This is a genomic window from Pseudomonas sp. PDM03 (genome assembly GCF_014852385.1).
In the GTDB taxonomy this organism is placed as follows: domain Bacteria; phylum Pseudomonadota; class Gammaproteobacteria; order Pseudomonadales; family Pseudomonadaceae; genus Aquipseudomonas; species Aquipseudomonas migulae.
The window spans coordinates 251731-265570 of the sequence record NZ_JACVBM010000003.1 but is presented as its reverse complement, the minus strand read 5'-3'; the positions used below and the strand labels follow the sequence as shown (position 1 = coordinate 265570).

The following is a 13840-nucleotide window of genomic DNA, read 5'->3' as shown; positions in this document are numbered from 1 at the left end:
AGCGGCTATGCACAGTTATGACTATTGGCTGATCCTGGCCTTCTTCGCCGTGGTGCTGATCCCGGCACCGTTTCTCGGGCGGTTCTACTACAAGGTCATGGAAGGCCAGCGCACCTGGCTGACACCGATCCTGGGACCTGTGGAGCGTGGCTGTTATCGGGTGGCCGGCGTTGATCCGCAAGCCGAACAGAGCTGGCAGAAATACACCCTGGCCTTGCTCGCCTTCAACCTTGCGGGCTTTTTGCTGTTGTTCGCGATCCTGTTGTTTCAGGACCACTTGCCGCTCAACCCGCAAAACCTGCCGGGTCAGGAATGGACGCTGGCGTTCAACACCGCCGTCAGTTTCATGACCAATACCAACTGGCAGGGCTACAGCGGCGAAGCCTCGCTGAGCTACCTGAGCCAGATGGTCGGCCTCACCGTGCAGAACTTCGTCAGCGCCGCCACCGGCCTCGCTGTGCTGGTTGCGCTGTGCCGGGGCATCGGTCGCAAATCGACCAAAACCCTGGGCAATTTCTGGGTCGACATGACCCGCGCCACCCTCTACGGCCTGCTGCCGCTGTGCCTGCTGCTGGCGCTGTACCTGGTCTGGCAGGGCGTGCCGCAAACTTTCGCGCAGTACGTGAATGCGGTGACGATGCAAGGCGTCGATCAGGTGATCCCGCTCGGCCCGGCCGCCAGCCAGATTGCGATCAAGCAACTGGGCACCAACGGTGGCGGCTTCTTCGGCGTCAACTCGGCGCACCCGTTCGAGAACCCGACGGCGTGGAGCAACCTGTTCGAGGTGGCCTCGATCATTCTGATCCCGGTCGCCCTGGTATTCACCTTCGGTCATTACGTCAAAGACCTGCGTCAGAGCCGCGCGATCATCGCCTGCATGCTGGCGCTGTTCCTGATTGGCGGCGCGACCTCGCTGTGGGCTGAATACCAACCGAACCCGACCCTGAACAACGTCGCCGTCGAACAGACCGCACCGCTGGAAGGCAAGGAAGCGCGCTTCGGCACCACCGCCACGGTGTTGTGGTCGGTGACCACGACCGCCGCGTCCAACGGCTCGGTCAACGGCATGCACGACAGCCTCAACCCGCTGAGCGGCATGGTTGCGATGGTCAACATGATGGTCGGCGAAGTGATCTTCGGCGGCGTCGGTGCCGGGCTCTACGGCATGTTGCTCAACGTGCTGATCGCGGTGTTCCTCGCCGGCCTGATGATCGGCCGCACCCCGGAATACCTCGGCAAGAAACTGCAGGCCAAGGAAGTGCAATTGCTGGTGGTGACTTTGCTGGTGATGCCGGTCGGCGTGCTGGTGCTCGGTGCGATTGCCGCGAGCCTGCCGGGCCCGGTCGCCTCGGTGAGCAACCCCGGCGCCCACGGTTTCAGCCAGTTGCTGTACGCCTACACCTCGGCGAGTGCCAACAACGGTTCGGCATTCGGCGGCTTCGGTGCCAACACCTCGTTCCACAACCTGATGCTCGGTCTGGGCATGTTGATCGGTCGCTTCGGTTACATCCTCCCGGTACTGGCCCTGGCCGGCAGCCTGGCGATGAAGAAAACCGCACCGATCGGCCAGAACAGTTTCCCGACCCACGGCCCGCTGTTTGTGACGTTGCTGACCGTGACCATTTTGCTGGTGGGTGGTTTGACCTTCCTGCCGACCCTGGCGCTGGGCCCAATCGCTGAACATTTGAGCATGGCTGCCTTTGGAATAGGAAGCTGAGGAGTCAATGATGAATATGCCCGTAAGTAAAGCCGCCACCGTCAAGGCGCTGGAACAACCGAAAACCGCGATCTCGGCCCTGTGGCGTCCGGCGCTGGTGCAAGCCTTCGTCAAGCTCGACCCACGGCAGTTGCAGCGTGCGCCGGTGATGCTGGTGGTCGAACTGACTGCCGTGCTGACCACCGTGCTGTGCTTCATTCCCGACAGCGCCGTGCCGACCTTCGTCGCTGCGCAAATCGCGGTGTGGCTGTGGTTCACCGTGCTGTTCGCCAACTTCGCCGAAGCCTTGGCCGAAGGTCGCGGCAAGGCTCGCGCCGACAGCCTCAAGGCTGGCAGCGAAGGCTTGAGCGCACGCCGCAAAACCGGCAACGGCGCCTTTCAAGTAGTGCCGGCCACCAGCCTGCGCAAGGGCGATGTGGTGCGCGTCGAAGCCGGGGAAATGATCCCCGGTGACGGCGAGGTCATCGAAGGCATCGCGGCGGTCAACGAAGCGGCGATTACCGGTGAATCCGCGCCGGTGATCCGTGAATCCGGCGGCGACCGTTCGGCCGTCACCGGCAACACCCGACTGGTCTCCGACTGGCTGCTGGTGCGCATCACCGCCAACCCGGGCGAGTCGACACTGGACCGCATGATCGCTTTGGTCGAAGGCGCCAAACGCCAGAAAACCCCGAACGAAGTGGCGCTCGACATCCTGCTGATCGGCCTGACACTGATCTTCCTGCTGGTGGTCGTGACCCTGCAACCGTTCGCCCACTTCGCCAACGGCAGCCTGCCGCTGGTGTTCCTGGTGGCGTTATTGGTCACGCTGATTCCAACCACCATCGGCGGTTTGCTCTCGGCCATTGGTATCGCTGGCATGGACCGTCTGGTGCGCCTGAACGTGATCGCCAAATCCGGGCGTGCCGTGGAAGCGGCGGGGGACGTGCACGTCCTGCTGCTGGACAAGACCGGCACCATCACCTTCGGTAACCGTCGTTGCACCGCGGTGTATGCCGCACCGGGTGTGAGCGCCAAGGAGCTGGCCGAGGGTGCGCTGTTCGCTTCGCTGGCCGATGACACCGCGGAAGGCAAGTCCATCGTCGAATACCTGCGCGGCGTTCATCCACAACCCGAGCCTGGCACCGAAGTGCTGACGGCGGTGCCGTTCAGCGCCGAGACTCGCTTGTCCGGTGTCGACTATCAGGGCCGTGTGTATCGCAAGGGCGCGGTGGATTCGCTGCTGGCGTTCGTCGGCCTGAAACGCGCCGATCTCGCCCCGGCACTGTCCCGGGAAATCGACAAGATCGCCCAGAGCGGCGGTACGCCGTTGCTGGTGTGCGCCGACGGTAAATTGCTCGGCGCGATCCACCTCAAGGACGTGGTCAAGCCAGGCATCCGCGAGCGTTTCGCCGAGCTGCGCAAGCTGGGGATTCGCACCGTCATGGTGACCGGCGACAACCCGCTGACCGCCGCGGCGATTGCGGCCGAAGCCGGTGTGGACGACGTGCTGGCTGAAGCTACGCCGGAGAAAAAACTGGCGCGCATTCGTCATGAGCAGAACGACGGTCGTCTGGTCGCCATGTGCGGCGACGGTGCCAACGACGCCCCGGCACTGGCCCAGGCCGACGTCGGCATGGCGATGAACGACGGCACACAAGCGGCGCGCGAAGCGGCCAACATGGTCGACCTCGACAGCGATCCGACCAAGCTGCTGGACGTGGTGCAGATCGGCAAGGAATTGCTGGTAACCCGCGGTGCGCTGACGACGTTTTCCATCGCCAACGACGTCGCCAAATACTTCGCGATTCTGCCGGCGCTGTTTGCCTCGATCTACCCGCAACTGGGTGTGCTCAACGTCATGCAACTGAGCAGTCCGCAGAGCGCGATTCTGTCGGCAATCGTGTTCAACGCCTTGATCATTGTGGTGCTGATTCCACTGGCCTTGCGTGGCGTGCGTGTGCAGGCGGCGAGTGCGGCGGCGTTGCTGCGCCGCAACCTGTTGATCTACGGACTGGGCGGGATTCTGGTGCCGTTCGTGGGCATCAAGGCGATCGACATGCTGTTGACGGCGTTGCATCTGGTTTGACCCTTGGCGAGCGCTTCGCGCTCGATCGCCGGCAAGCCGGCTCCTACAGGTGTGACACCGCCCTGTAGGAGCGAAGCTTGCTCGCGAAGAATGCACCACGGTTCATCTATATGAACACCGAATCTGTTACCCGAATTCGAGGATTTTGAAATGTCCACAATGATACGTCCGGCCCTGAGCCTGCTGGTCCTGATGACCCTGATCACCGGCGTCGCTTACCCGTTGGTGGTCACTGGCGTCGCGCAGGTCGCGTTCCCTGACCAGGCCAATGGCAGCCTCGTGCGTGACGCCGACGGCAAAGTCCGCGGCTCTTCGCTGATTGCCCAGGATTTCACCGGTGACGCGTGGTTCCATCCGCGCCCGTCGGCCGGGGCTTTCGCCACGGTATCGAGCAGCGCCAGCAACCTGTCGCCAAGCAACCCGGCGCTGGCCACTCGGGTGATCGACGATGCCAACAAACTGCTGGTGCCAGGCCAGGGGCCGGTGCCGTTGGCGCTGCTGACCACTTCTGGCAGCGGGCTTGATCCGCACTTGCCACCAGCGGCGATTGCCTATCAACTGGCGCGTGTTGCGGCGACGCGGAATCTGCCGGTGTCTACGCTTCAGAATCTGCTGGCCGCGCACATCGAACAGCCGTTGGTAGGCCCGCCGGTGGTGAATGTGTTGGCGCTGAATATGGCGCTGGAAAAGTTGTAAGTCGGTGGCGTCGCCAATCGCTAGCAGGCTAGCTCCCACATGGAAATGCATACCCCCTGTGGGAGCTAGCCTGCTAGCGATGGCGATAGAACAATCACCACATCAACATCTGAAATAAGAGATCCCCAAACATGAGTGACTCCGGCCGCGCCGACGCGCTGTTAGCAGACCTGCCCCGCGATGGCCGTGGCCGGCTCAAGGTTTTCCTCGGTGCCGCGCCCGGTGTCGGCAAGACCTACGCCATGCTGCAAGCGGCCCACACTCAACTGCGCCAGGGCGTAAAAGTCATCGCCGGCGTGGTAGAAACCCACGGCCGTGCCGAAACCGAAGCGCTGCTCGGCGGCTTGCCGCAGCAACCGCTGGTGCGCTCGGAATACCGTGGCGTGATGCTCGAAGAAATGGACCTCGACGGCCTGCTCGCGGCCAAACCGAAACTGGTGCTGGTCGACGAACTGGCTCACAGCAACGCGCCCGGCAGTCGTCACGCCAAACGCTGGCAAGACATTCAGGAACTGCTCGCCGCCGGCATCGACGTGTTCACCACGGTCAACGTCCAGCACCTGGAAAGCCTCAACGACCAGGTGCGCGGCATCACCGGCGTGCAGGTCCGCGAAACCTTGCCGGACTGGGTGCTGCAAGAAGCCTATGAACTGCTGCTGATCGACTTGCCGCCACGCGAGCTGCTCGAGCGACTGCGCGACGGCAAGGTCTACGTGCCGGAGCAGGCGCGGGCGGCCATCGATGCGTTTTTCACCCAGACCAACCTCACCGCCCTGCGCGAATTGGCGATGCAGACGGCAGCGGCCCAGGTCGATAACGATTTGGCGCAAGGGTATCGCCAGCTTGGCCAGGCGGCACCTGCGGTACGCGGTCGGCTGCTGGTCGGTGTCGATGGCGATGCTCAGGCCGAACGCCTGGTGCGTCACGCCAGTCGTGTCGCCCAGCGCCGGCATTTACCGTGGAGCCTGGTGCACGTGGACAACGGCAGCGTGCGCGACGAGCAATCGCGCCTGCGTCTGCAAAGTGCCCAGCAACTGGCTGAACGTCTCGGTGGCGAAGTGGTGTTGTTGCGTGCCGGCGAAGTTGCGAAAACCCTGATCCAGCACGCTGCCGAACGCCGTGCCAGCCTGGTGTTGGTCGGCCAGTCCCGGCAGCGTTTGCGTCGACGCCTGTTCGGCGGTGGTCTGGCCTCACGCTTGCTGCGCGATGCACGCGGACTGGAAATCAACGTCCTCGACAGCGATCACGAGCAGCATCAGCCGCGCCAGCGTTCGGCGCAGTCACTGGTGTGGTTCGACTATGCGCTGGCGCTGGTCGCAACCGTGCTCGCCAGCGCACTGGCCTGGGCCGTGGCGAGTGTCTTGCCGCTGCCGAACATCTCGCTGGTGTTCCTCGCGGCCGTGTTGCTGGTGGCGGTGCGCAGCAGCCTCGGCCCGGCGCTCGCCTGTGCGGCGCTGTCGTTTCTGACCTATGACTTTCTGTTCATTCCGCCGAATTTTTCCTTCAGCATCCAGCGCGAAGAAGACGTACTGACGCTGCTGTTTTTCCTGCTGATGGCTGCGCTCACCGGCAACCTCGCGGCGCGCCAGCGCCGGCAATTGCAGGCGTTGCGCGATACGCAGGAAGAGACCACCGAACTGCTCGACCTGTCGCGCAAACTCACCGCCGCCACCGACCGCCAGGCCGTGGTCAGCGCGGCCGCGCAGCACCTCAACGGCTGGAAAGACGTGCAGCTGTGCCTGCTCAATCGCGACGGTCAGGCGGGCTGGAAAGTCGAAACCGGTGGCCCGCTGGAATTCACCGAAGCCGAACGCGCCGCCGCCGATTGGGCCTGGCAACACGATCAACCGGCGGGCGCGGGCACCGGCACGTTGCCGTTGGGGCGTTGGTGGTGGTGGCCGCTTTCGGTGGAAGACGGGCCGCTGGCGTTGCTCGGCGTCTGTGCCAAAGAAGGGCAGACCTTGAGCGGTCAGCGTCGACGCTTGTTGACTGCGCTCAGTCAGCCGCTGGCCCAGGCGCTGGCACGCGCACAACTGGCCGAAGACCTGGAAGCGGCGCGGCTGCACGGTGAAACCGAGCAACTGCGCAGTGCCTTGCTGGCCTCGGTGTCCCACGATCTGCGCACGCCGCTGACCTCCATGCGCGGCAGCATCGACAGCCTGTTGGCGCTCGGCGAAGCCATCCCGCTGGAGGATCGTCGCGAACTGCTCGAAGGCACGCGCGATGAAGCCGAGCGCCTCGATCGCTACATTCAAAACCTGCTGGACATGACCCGCCTCGGTCACGGTGCGCTGAAGCTCGCGCGGGACTGGGTGTCACCGGCTGACATCGTTGGCAGTTCGCTCAATCGCCTGCGCGCAGTGCTGGCGCCGTTGCAGGTCAGCACCGATGTGCCCGCGCAACTGCCGCTGCTGTTCGTCCACGCCGCGCTGATCGAGCAGGCGCTGGTCAACGTGCTGGAAAACGCCGCACGGTTTTCACCGGTGCATGGGCGTTTGCAATTGCGCGCCGGCGTGGATGAAAACGAGCTGTTCTTCTCGGTCAGCGATGAAGGTCCGGGCATTCCGGAAGAAGAGCGCGCGAAGATTTTCGACATGTTCTACACCGCCGCACGCGGTGATCGTGGCGGGCAGGGGACCGGGCTGGGGCTGGCGATCTGTCAGGGCATGGTCGGCGCGCACGGCGGGCGCATCAGCGTCGATGACGGCATCGACGGGCGCGGCACCTGCATCACCCTTCACTTGCCCTTGCAGGAACAACCTTCCTTTGAAATCGAGAGCGGACAGTGAGCACTGAAAGTGAAGCCTGATACCCTTTGGACATCTCCATGCCGCGACCGGAAACCATGAGCCAGACCGCGACCATTTTGGTCATCGACGACGAACCGCAGATCCGCAAGTTCCTGCGCATCAGCCTCGCCTCCCAAGGCTACAAAGTGCTGGAGGCCGGCACCGGCACCGAAGGCCTGGCGCAAGCCGCATTGAACAAACCCGATTTGCTGGTGCTCGACCTCGGCCTGCCGGACATGGACGGCCAGCAAGTGCTGCGCGAGTTCCGTGAATGGTCGACGGTGCCGGTGCTGGTGCTGTCGGTGCGCGCTGGTGAAGGGCAGAAGGTCGAAGCGCTGGATGGCGGGGCCAATGACTACGTGACCAAGCCGTTCGGCATCCAGGAATTTCTGGCGCGGGTGCGTGCCCTGTTGCGTCAGGCGCCGGTGGGCGAGGCGCAACAAGCGGCGCTGACGTTCGGCCCGTTGACCGTGGATCTGGCGTACCGCCGGGTGCTGCTCGAAGGCATCGAAGTGGCGTTGACCCGCAAGGAATACGCAGTGCTGGCGCAACTGGCCCGGCATCCGGGAAGGGTCATCACCCAGCAGCAATTGCTCAAGGATATCTGGGGGCCGACCCATACCGAAGACAGTCATTATCTGCGGATTGTGGTGGGGCATTTGCGGCAGAAGCTGGCGGATGATCCGACGCAGCCACGGTTTATCGTGACCGAGGCGGGGGTTGGGTATCGGTTGTTGAGTGAGGGTGGGCTTTAGTTTTTTGTGTTGGATGATCCGGCCCCATCGCCGGCAAGCCAGCTCCTACAGGGACCAGAGTCGTTTGCAAATCTTGTGATCACCTCAACCTTTGTAGGAGCTGGCTTGCCGGCGATGAGGCCCTCACATTCACCCGAGAACCTCAGGAATCCCGCTCATTCTCATACCGATCCAGGGTGTCCCGCGCAATCTCGCGCCCCAGCGCGATCAACTCCGGCGCCTTGTAAAACTCGAAAAACCGGCACACCCGCTTCGGCACGTTGATCAGAATATCCGGCGGATAACCGGCGATCTTGTACTGCGCCAACGACGTCTGCATCACCTCGAAACTCTGGTTGATCAAATCCAGCAAGGACGCCGGTCCCACGTTGTCGATGATGAATGAACCGGTGGCCGACTTCGGCGCACCGTCGCGTTCAGGAGCGGCCGCCGGTTGCTGGGCTTCGGGTTCGGCGGACTCGACCCAGGGATTGATCTCGGCCGCTTCGGCCATCAACGCTTCCTTTTCCAGCAACAGCAATTGTTCTGCCTGTTTGCGGCGGAACGGCATTTTCGAACCCAGCGAACTGATCAGGCTGTCGAACCGGGTCCTGAACGCGGCAGGGCGCTGGATCACCGGCAATTGATAGTGACGCTGGTTGGTGGAGTTGAGGTTGACCGCGATGATCAGGTCGCAATGGCTCGACACCACGGGCACGATCGGCAACGGGTTGAGGATGCCGCCGTCCACCAGCATGCGATTGCCCTGCATCACCGGGGTGAACAGGCTCGGGATGGCCGCCGAGGCGCGCATCGCCTGGTGCAGACAACCTTCCTGAAACCAGATTTCCTGCTGGTTGGTCAGGTCGGTGGCCACCGCCGTGTAGGGGATGCGCAGGTCTTCGATATTGATTTCGCCGACGATCTTGCGGATCTGCCCGAAGACCTTCTCGCCGCGAATCGCCCCCAGCCGAAAACTGACGTCCACCAGGCGCAACACGTCGAGGTAATCCAGGCTTTCGATCCAGTTACGGTATTCGTCCAGTTTGCCGGCGGCATAAATCCCGCCGACCACCGCACCCATCGAGCAGCCGGCAATGCAGGAGATGTCATAGCCACGCCGTTCGATCTCTTCAATGACCCCGATATGGGCATATCCTCGGGCCCCACCTGAGCCCAATACCAGTGCGACGCGCTTTTTCATGAATCGCCCTCGTCTGACAAGGTTCAACAATGCACCCATCGAGGGGCGCGCTTCAATCGTCAAGGTCGCTTGGCAGGGTGAAGGCGTCGTTTTTTCGACACTCCATGGCGGCAGATGGTTATTCTCCCGAGCGCGATAGTTTCGGCGGTGGGAGCAAGGCACTTTTCACGCGCCGGACCGTCTTACCTGCAAGACTGTTTTCCTATTGTTGAGGTGTGAGTGATGAAAGCCTGGATCTGTGTGCCCTTGATTGCGCTGGCACTCGCCGGTTGTGCCGGCAAAACCGCTTACCGTGACAGCTGCGGCAACGGGATCGATGCGGCGTGGCGTGAGCTGGACCTGGCCAAGGCCGAAGGTTTTGCCGGCACCGTCAGCTACTCTAAGGCCCTGTCGTTGCTGACCGGCGCCAAGACCCAGCAGCAATTCGAAGCGTTCGAAGGCTGCAGCAAGAAAGCCGAGAAGGCGCGCTTTTATATTCGTGAGTCACGCGCTGGCCGTTAAACAAGGCGCTAATCTGTAGGAGCCGGTTTGCTGGTGAAGGCGTCATCATGGCCGCCATCGCCAGCAAGCCGGCTCCTACAATTGGAGTCAATCCCATGATTAATCGGTTGGTGGCTCAAATTCTGGGCCTGGAAGTCCGTTTGCTGGCCTGTCAGGCCCGATTGAATGCCCGCACCGACCCGGAAGCATTGCACGATCTGCGCACCACGGTTCGCCGTTTGCGCAGCCTGCTGCGACCATTGCGTGGCTTGCCCGGTGTCGAGCAGCTGGAAGCGGCGGCGTCGGCCGTGGGGCAGTTGACCACGCCGTTGCGCGATCGCGAAGTGCTGGCGGCGTACTTGCTCGAGCACGATCAACCCGAGGCGGCGCAACGGCGCATGGTGCAGATGGCCGAGGCTTATCCAGCGGTTGCGGCGAGTCCTGAGCTGTTGCAGTTGCTGATGATCCTTGACGCCTTTCCGCGCTTTATACGCGCCTCGCAGCGTCAGGGTTTGCTCAAGGGCTTGCGTCAACGCATCGAGAAACGCCTGGCCAAACAATGGAAGAAACTCGACCAGGCGCTGCACGATCCCGCCCATGATCGCCATCGTCTGCGCTTGCTGATCAAGCGCGTACGCTATGGCATCGAGGCGTATCCCGAGCTGGATCGCTTGCTGAAACCGGCGCTGCCCAGACTGAAATCGGCCCAGGCCGCTTTGGGCGATTGGCACGACTGCTGGCAATGGTTGGCCCGGGCCGAACAGGAAGCCGATTTGCAGCCTTGCGTGGCGGTCTGGAAAACCACCATGGCCCAGGCCGAGGGCCGTGCGGACCGTGTGCTCGACAAACTCAGTGCCACCTGTTTCAAATCCTGAAACCACCATGGATGACTTGATCACTAATTGGCTGGACAACACAGAACCTTGTGGGAGCGAGCCTGCTCGCGATCGCGGTAAATCAGCAGCATCAATGTCGGATGTTGTACCGCTATCGCGAGCAGGCTCGCTCCCACATGGGTTCGGTGTGGAGCCGAGCCATGCGCGGCCCATCTGTCCGTACTTTTGGCCGGAACAAGCGCTGTGCCGTTTTAGCTGGCTGGTTAACATCCCTTCATTCTTTTCTACCCTTGAGGTTTCCATGCGCTTTTCCGATCTGCTCGACGCCGTCCGCAGCCAGCCGCTGGAGCTGTCTATTCCGGCCGAATGGGCGCAGGGTCGCGCCAGTTTTGGTGGCCTGGTGGCTGCCTTGCAATACGAAGCCATGCGCGCGAAGGTGCCGGCGGATCGTCCTGTGCGTTCGCTGGCGATCACCTTTGTCGGGCCGGTCGAGCCTGAAGTACCGGTCAGTTTTGAAGTCGACGTCCTGCGCGAAGGCAAGGCGGTCAGCCAGGTACTGGGTCGGGCGATGCAGAAGGGCCAGGTGGTGACACTCATCCAGGGCAGCTTCGGCGCCTCGCGACCGTCCGAAGTGGCGGTAACAGCCACGCCGGCCCCCGAAATGAAGCACTGGGACGATTGCCAGGAGCTGCCATTCATCAAAGGCGTGCTCCCGGAATTCATGCGCCATCTGGCGATGCGCTGGAGTGTTGGCGGCCTGCCGTTTACCGGCAATAAATCCCGCGAGATGGGCGGTTGGGTGCGTTTGCGCGGGGATGTGAAGGAAGAGGCGGTCAGTGAGGCGCATATTCTGGCGCTGGTGGACGCCTGGCCCCCGTCCTTGATGCCGCACCTGACGAAACCGGCGATGGGCAGCACGCTGACCTGGACCATCGAATTCGTCCAGCCGGTGCTGGAATTGAGCACGCTGGACTGGTGTAAATACCTCGTTGAAATCGAACATGCCGCTGACGGCTACGGTCACGCGGCGGCGCAGCTGTGGAACGCAGAAAATCAGTTGATTGCCATGAGCCGGCAGACGGTGACGGTTTTCGCCTGATCAGTGACGACGGTGGCGCTCACGCCAGGCGCGCCACCAGCCGCCGCTGAGGAAAAACCGTGGAAAGGTCAGGAACTGCTCGACCAGCAGGCGCGACACCGCGTCTTTGCGATCACTGAACGGCTCGGAGGCTTGCGCCTCCAGGCTGTGACCGTGGCGTTGCAGGCCCAATGCCGCGAGCAGGCCGATGACGCCAATCGCGAAGTTCGCAAAGCTCAGGCTGAACACCCCGCAAACCAGCAGCAGAAACGCCACGATGAACAGCGGCACGGCAATCAGGTGCAACACCAGATTGGCCGGGTGCTGGTGATTGTCCGGGTACGCGCGCCATTGCCAGGCGGGAAGGTTGGGGTGACGTTTGCCCATGATGCTGATCCTCGATCCATGTTGAACACATGATTGAAGAATAGGCGCGGCATGGGCGGGCGGCGAATCAAGGATGGCTATCGGAGTGATAGGTGTCATGGTCAATATTGATGTTGACCGGGCTGACGCTATCGCTGGCAAGCCAGCTCCTACAATGACCGAGTTAACCGAAGAAATGCGATCAACGCTGAACGTGTAGGAGCTGGCTTGCCAGCGATGGGGGCTTCAGAGTTTCAACTGTCCAATGGCCTTGCTCAACTCCCCGGCCAGCGCCGCCAACTCATTACTGGTCGTCGCCGAGTCCACGGTCTGCTTCACGGTGTTCTCGGTCACATCGCGAATACTCACCACCGCCCGATTCATCTCTTCCGCCACCTGGCTCTGCTGTTCCGCCGCCACGGCGATCTGGGTATTGCTTTCGCGCATCTGCGCCACGGCGCTGGTGATTTCGGCCAGTGCGGCGCCAGCCTCTTGCGCCTGTTGCACGCAGTCGTCCGCCTTGAACGAGCTTTCCTGCATGAAATCCACCGCGTCCCGCGTACCGGCCTGCAACGCCGAAACCATGAGGGTGATCTCGTCGGTCGAGGTCTGCACGCTTTTGGCCAGGTTGCGCACTTCATCGGCGACCACGGCAAAACCACGACCCATTTCCCCGGCCCGGGCTGCTTCAATCGCCGCATTCAGCGCCAGTAGATTGGTTTGCTCGGCGATGCTGTGGATCACATTGACCACGCCGTTGATCTTCTGGCTGTCTTCGGCCAGACGCTGAATCATCTCGGCCGTCTGCTGGACGCCAGTGGACAACCCGGCAATCGACTTCTGCACGCGGCTGACCACTTCCTGGCCGCTGCCGGCCAGGGTGTCGGCGGTTTTCGAAAGGTCGCGGGTGGCACCGGCGTGCTGGGCGATGTGGTAGACGGTGGCGGTCATTTCGTTGATCGCCGTGGCGGCCTGATCGGTCTCGCTTTGCTGACCGAGCATGCCGTGGCGCACTTCGTTCATGCTCGATGCCAGCCGAGCGGCACCGTCATCCAGTTGTCGTGCGGTGCTGGCGACGGTGTTGACCACCCGCTGGTAACCGGCCTGCATCGCGTTGAACGCGCCGGCCATCTGCCCGACTTCGTCCGTGCAGGCTAGCGGCACACGGGCCGAGAGGTCGCCGGTTTTTTCGACGTGGAGCATGACGTCTTTCAACGTATTGAGCTGGCTGAGCAGAAAGCGGATCAACAATTGCGACGCTCCGAGCATCGCCAGCATCAGGATGAACACCGCCACGGCGTAGTTGGCGAAACGTTCTTCGAACACCTGGCTCAGGCTCGGGCCATAAGCAATCACGGCGATGTGTTGGCCGTCGGCACGCGCGAACACTTCGGCGCCCATCAACGGGTTTTCGCCGAACAGCGGCATCGAGTTGATCTCGACCCAGCCGTTGCTGTCCGTCAGTTCCAGCACGGGCTGGTCGTTGAGCCACGGCGCTTGCCCGCGACTGAACGTCAGCAGGTTATCGGCCTTGGGCAGCGCTTGCCCGGCTGGCCAGGCGCCGAGCAGGCGTGCCTGTGCCTGGGCGGACACTTTGGATGCGTGACTGCGGGCCTGTTGTTCGAGCTGTACGGCATACAGCACCAACAACAGGGTCGTGACGAAGGCGACAGCATTGACCGCCCAGAATTTATATTTCAGCGAGATGTTGCTAAGCCAGGCACCCATGGAGGTCTTCTCTGATAGCGGAAACAGTATTGGCAAGGTGCCAGCATTGTGCCGCGGCCCCGTGCGCCGGATCTTGATATGGGTCAACATTCCCGGTCACGCTCGCGCACAGGAACTGCGGGACGTAATGCGCTATCCTTCGCG

The 13840-nt window shown here is 62.5% G+C and carries 11 protein-coding genes; 8 read left to right on the top strand and 3 right to left on the bottom strand.

The window, feature by feature from the left end:
• The first annotated feature begins 7 nt into the window (after positions 1 to 7).
• From kdpA to IB254_RS07995, 5 genes are all read left to right on the top strand, one after another.
• Entirely contained in the window at positions 8 to 1717 is a 1710-nt protein-coding gene (gene kdpA / locus IB254_RS08015) for a potassium-transporting ATPase subunit KdpA (RefSeq protein WP_192416953.1), read from the top strand.
• Between the two features lie 10 nt (positions 1718 to 1727).
• On the top strand, positions 1728 to 3785 hold the full coding sequence (gene kdpB / locus IB254_RS08010; RefSeq protein ID WP_192416952.1) for a potassium-transporting ATPase subunit KdpB: 2058 nt from the start codon (positions 1728 to 1730) through the stop codon (positions 3783 to 3785).
• A 150-nt stretch (positions 3786 to 3935) separates the two neighbouring features.
• Positions 3936 to 4481: a potassium-transporting ATPase subunit KdpC gene (gene kdpC / locus IB254_RS08005; RefSeq protein WP_008027289.1), complete on the top strand. Its 546-nt coding sequence runs from the start codon at positions 3936 to 3938 to the stop codon at positions 4479 to 4481.
• Between the two features lie 131 nt (positions 4482 to 4612).
• Entirely contained in the window at positions 4613 to 7270 is a 2658-nt protein-coding gene (locus IB254_RS08000; RefSeq protein WP_192416951.1) for a sensor histidine kinase, read from the top strand.
• Between the two features lie 56 nt (positions 7271 to 7326).
• Positions 7327 to 8025, top strand: coding sequence for a response regulator (locus tag IB254_RS07995; RefSeq protein ID WP_192417009.1), 699 nt, complete (start codon positions 7327 to 7329; stop codon positions 8023 to 8025).
• 142 nt (positions 8026 to 8167) lie between these two features.
• Here the strand turns inward: IB254_RS07995 and IB254_RS07990 are convergent, their stop codons facing one another.
• Complete coding sequence (locus IB254_RS07990; RefSeq protein ID WP_192416950.1) at positions 8168 to 9208, bottom strand: patatin-like phospholipase family protein; 1041 nt, start codon at positions 9206 to 9208, stop codon at positions 8168 to 8170.
• A gap of 222 nt (positions 9209 to 9430) precedes the next feature.
• On the opposite strand from IB254_RS07990, the gene IB254_RS07985 reads away from it, so the two are divergent.
• The 3 genes from IB254_RS07985 (at position 9431) to IB254_RS07975 (ending at position 11623) form a co-directional block, all read left to right on the top strand.
• Positions 9431 to 9709 (top strand): hypothetical protein, encoded by a 279-nt coding sequence (locus tag IB254_RS07985; RefSeq protein WP_192416949.1) that lies wholly within the window; start codon positions 9431 to 9433, stop codon positions 9707 to 9709.
• 95 nt (positions 9710 to 9804) lie between these two features.
• A complete protein-coding gene (locus IB254_RS07980) occupies positions 9805 to 10563 on the top strand; it encodes a CHAD domain-containing protein (RefSeq protein WP_192416948.1) in 759 nt (252 codons plus the stop codon).
• A 262-nt stretch (positions 10564 to 10825) separates the two neighbouring features.
• The gene (locus IB254_RS07975) at positions 10826 to 11623 is read left to right on the top strand and encodes an acyl-CoA thioesterase (RefSeq protein ID WP_008027301.1); all 798 of its coding nucleotides are present in this window, start codon (positions 10826 to 10828) and stop codon (positions 11621 to 11623) included.
• Here IB254_RS07975 and IB254_RS07970 read toward each other — a convergent pair whose 3' ends face one another.
• Both IB254_RS07970 and IB254_RS07965 read right to left on the bottom strand, forming a co-directional pair.
• Entirely contained in the window at positions 11624 to 11989 is a 366-nt protein-coding gene (locus tag IB254_RS07970) for an Mpo1-like protein (protein ID WP_008027303.1), read from the bottom strand. It lies immediately after the preceding gene.
• Positions 11990 to 12214: 225 nt separating this feature from the next.
• On the bottom strand, positions 12215 to 13696 hold the full coding sequence (locus IB254_RS07965) for a methyl-accepting chemotaxis protein (protein ID WP_192416947.1): 1482 nt from the start codon (positions 13694 to 13696) through the stop codon (positions 12215 to 12217).
• Positions 13697 to 13840: the final 144 nt, after the last annotated feature.

What these genes read in the sequence shown, in the direction of transcription:
- kdpA (WP_192416953.1), top strand. Translation starts at nt 8, where the DNA reads ATGCACAGTTATGACTATTGGCTGATCCTGGCCTTCTTCGCCGTGGTG.
- kdpB (WP_192416952.1), top strand. Translation starts at nt 1,728, where the DNA reads ATGAATATGCCCGTAAGTAAAGCCGCCACCGTCAAGGCGCTGGAACAA.
- kdpC (WP_008027289.1), top strand. Translation starts at nt 3,936, where the DNA reads ATGTCCACAATGATACGTCCGGCCCTGAGCCTGCTGGTCCTGATGACC.
- IB254_RS08000 (WP_192416951.1), top strand. Translation starts at nt 4,613, where the DNA reads ATGAGTGACTCCGGCCGCGCCGACGCGCTGTTAGCAGACCTGCCCCGC.
- IB254_RS07995 (WP_192417009.1), top strand. Translation starts at nt 7,327, where the DNA reads ATGAGCCAGACCGCGACCATTTTGGTCATCGACGACGAACCGCAGATC.
- IB254_RS07990 (WP_192416950.1), bottom strand. Translation starts at nt 9,208, where the DNA reads ATGAAAAAGCGCGTCGCACTGGTATTGGGCTCAGGTGGGGCCCGAGGA.
- IB254_RS07985 (WP_192416949.1), top strand. Translation starts at nt 9,431, where the DNA reads ATGAAAGCCTGGATCTGTGTGCCCTTGATTGCGCTGGCACTCGCCGGT.
- IB254_RS07980 (WP_192416948.1), top strand. Translation starts at nt 9,805, where the DNA reads ATGATTAATCGGTTGGTGGCTCAAATTCTGGGCCTGGAAGTCCGTTTG.
- IB254_RS07975 (WP_008027301.1), top strand. Translation starts at nt 10,826, where the DNA reads ATGCGCTTTTCCGATCTGCTCGACGCCGTCCGCAGCCAGCCGCTGGAG.
- IB254_RS07970 (WP_008027303.1), bottom strand. Translation starts at nt 11,989, where the DNA reads ATGGGCAAACGTCACCCCAACCTTCCCGCCTGGCAATGGCGCGCGTAC.
- IB254_RS07965 (WP_192416947.1), bottom strand. Translation starts at nt 13,696, where the DNA reads ATGGGTGCCTGGCTTAGCAACATCTCGCTGAAATATAAATTCTGGGCG.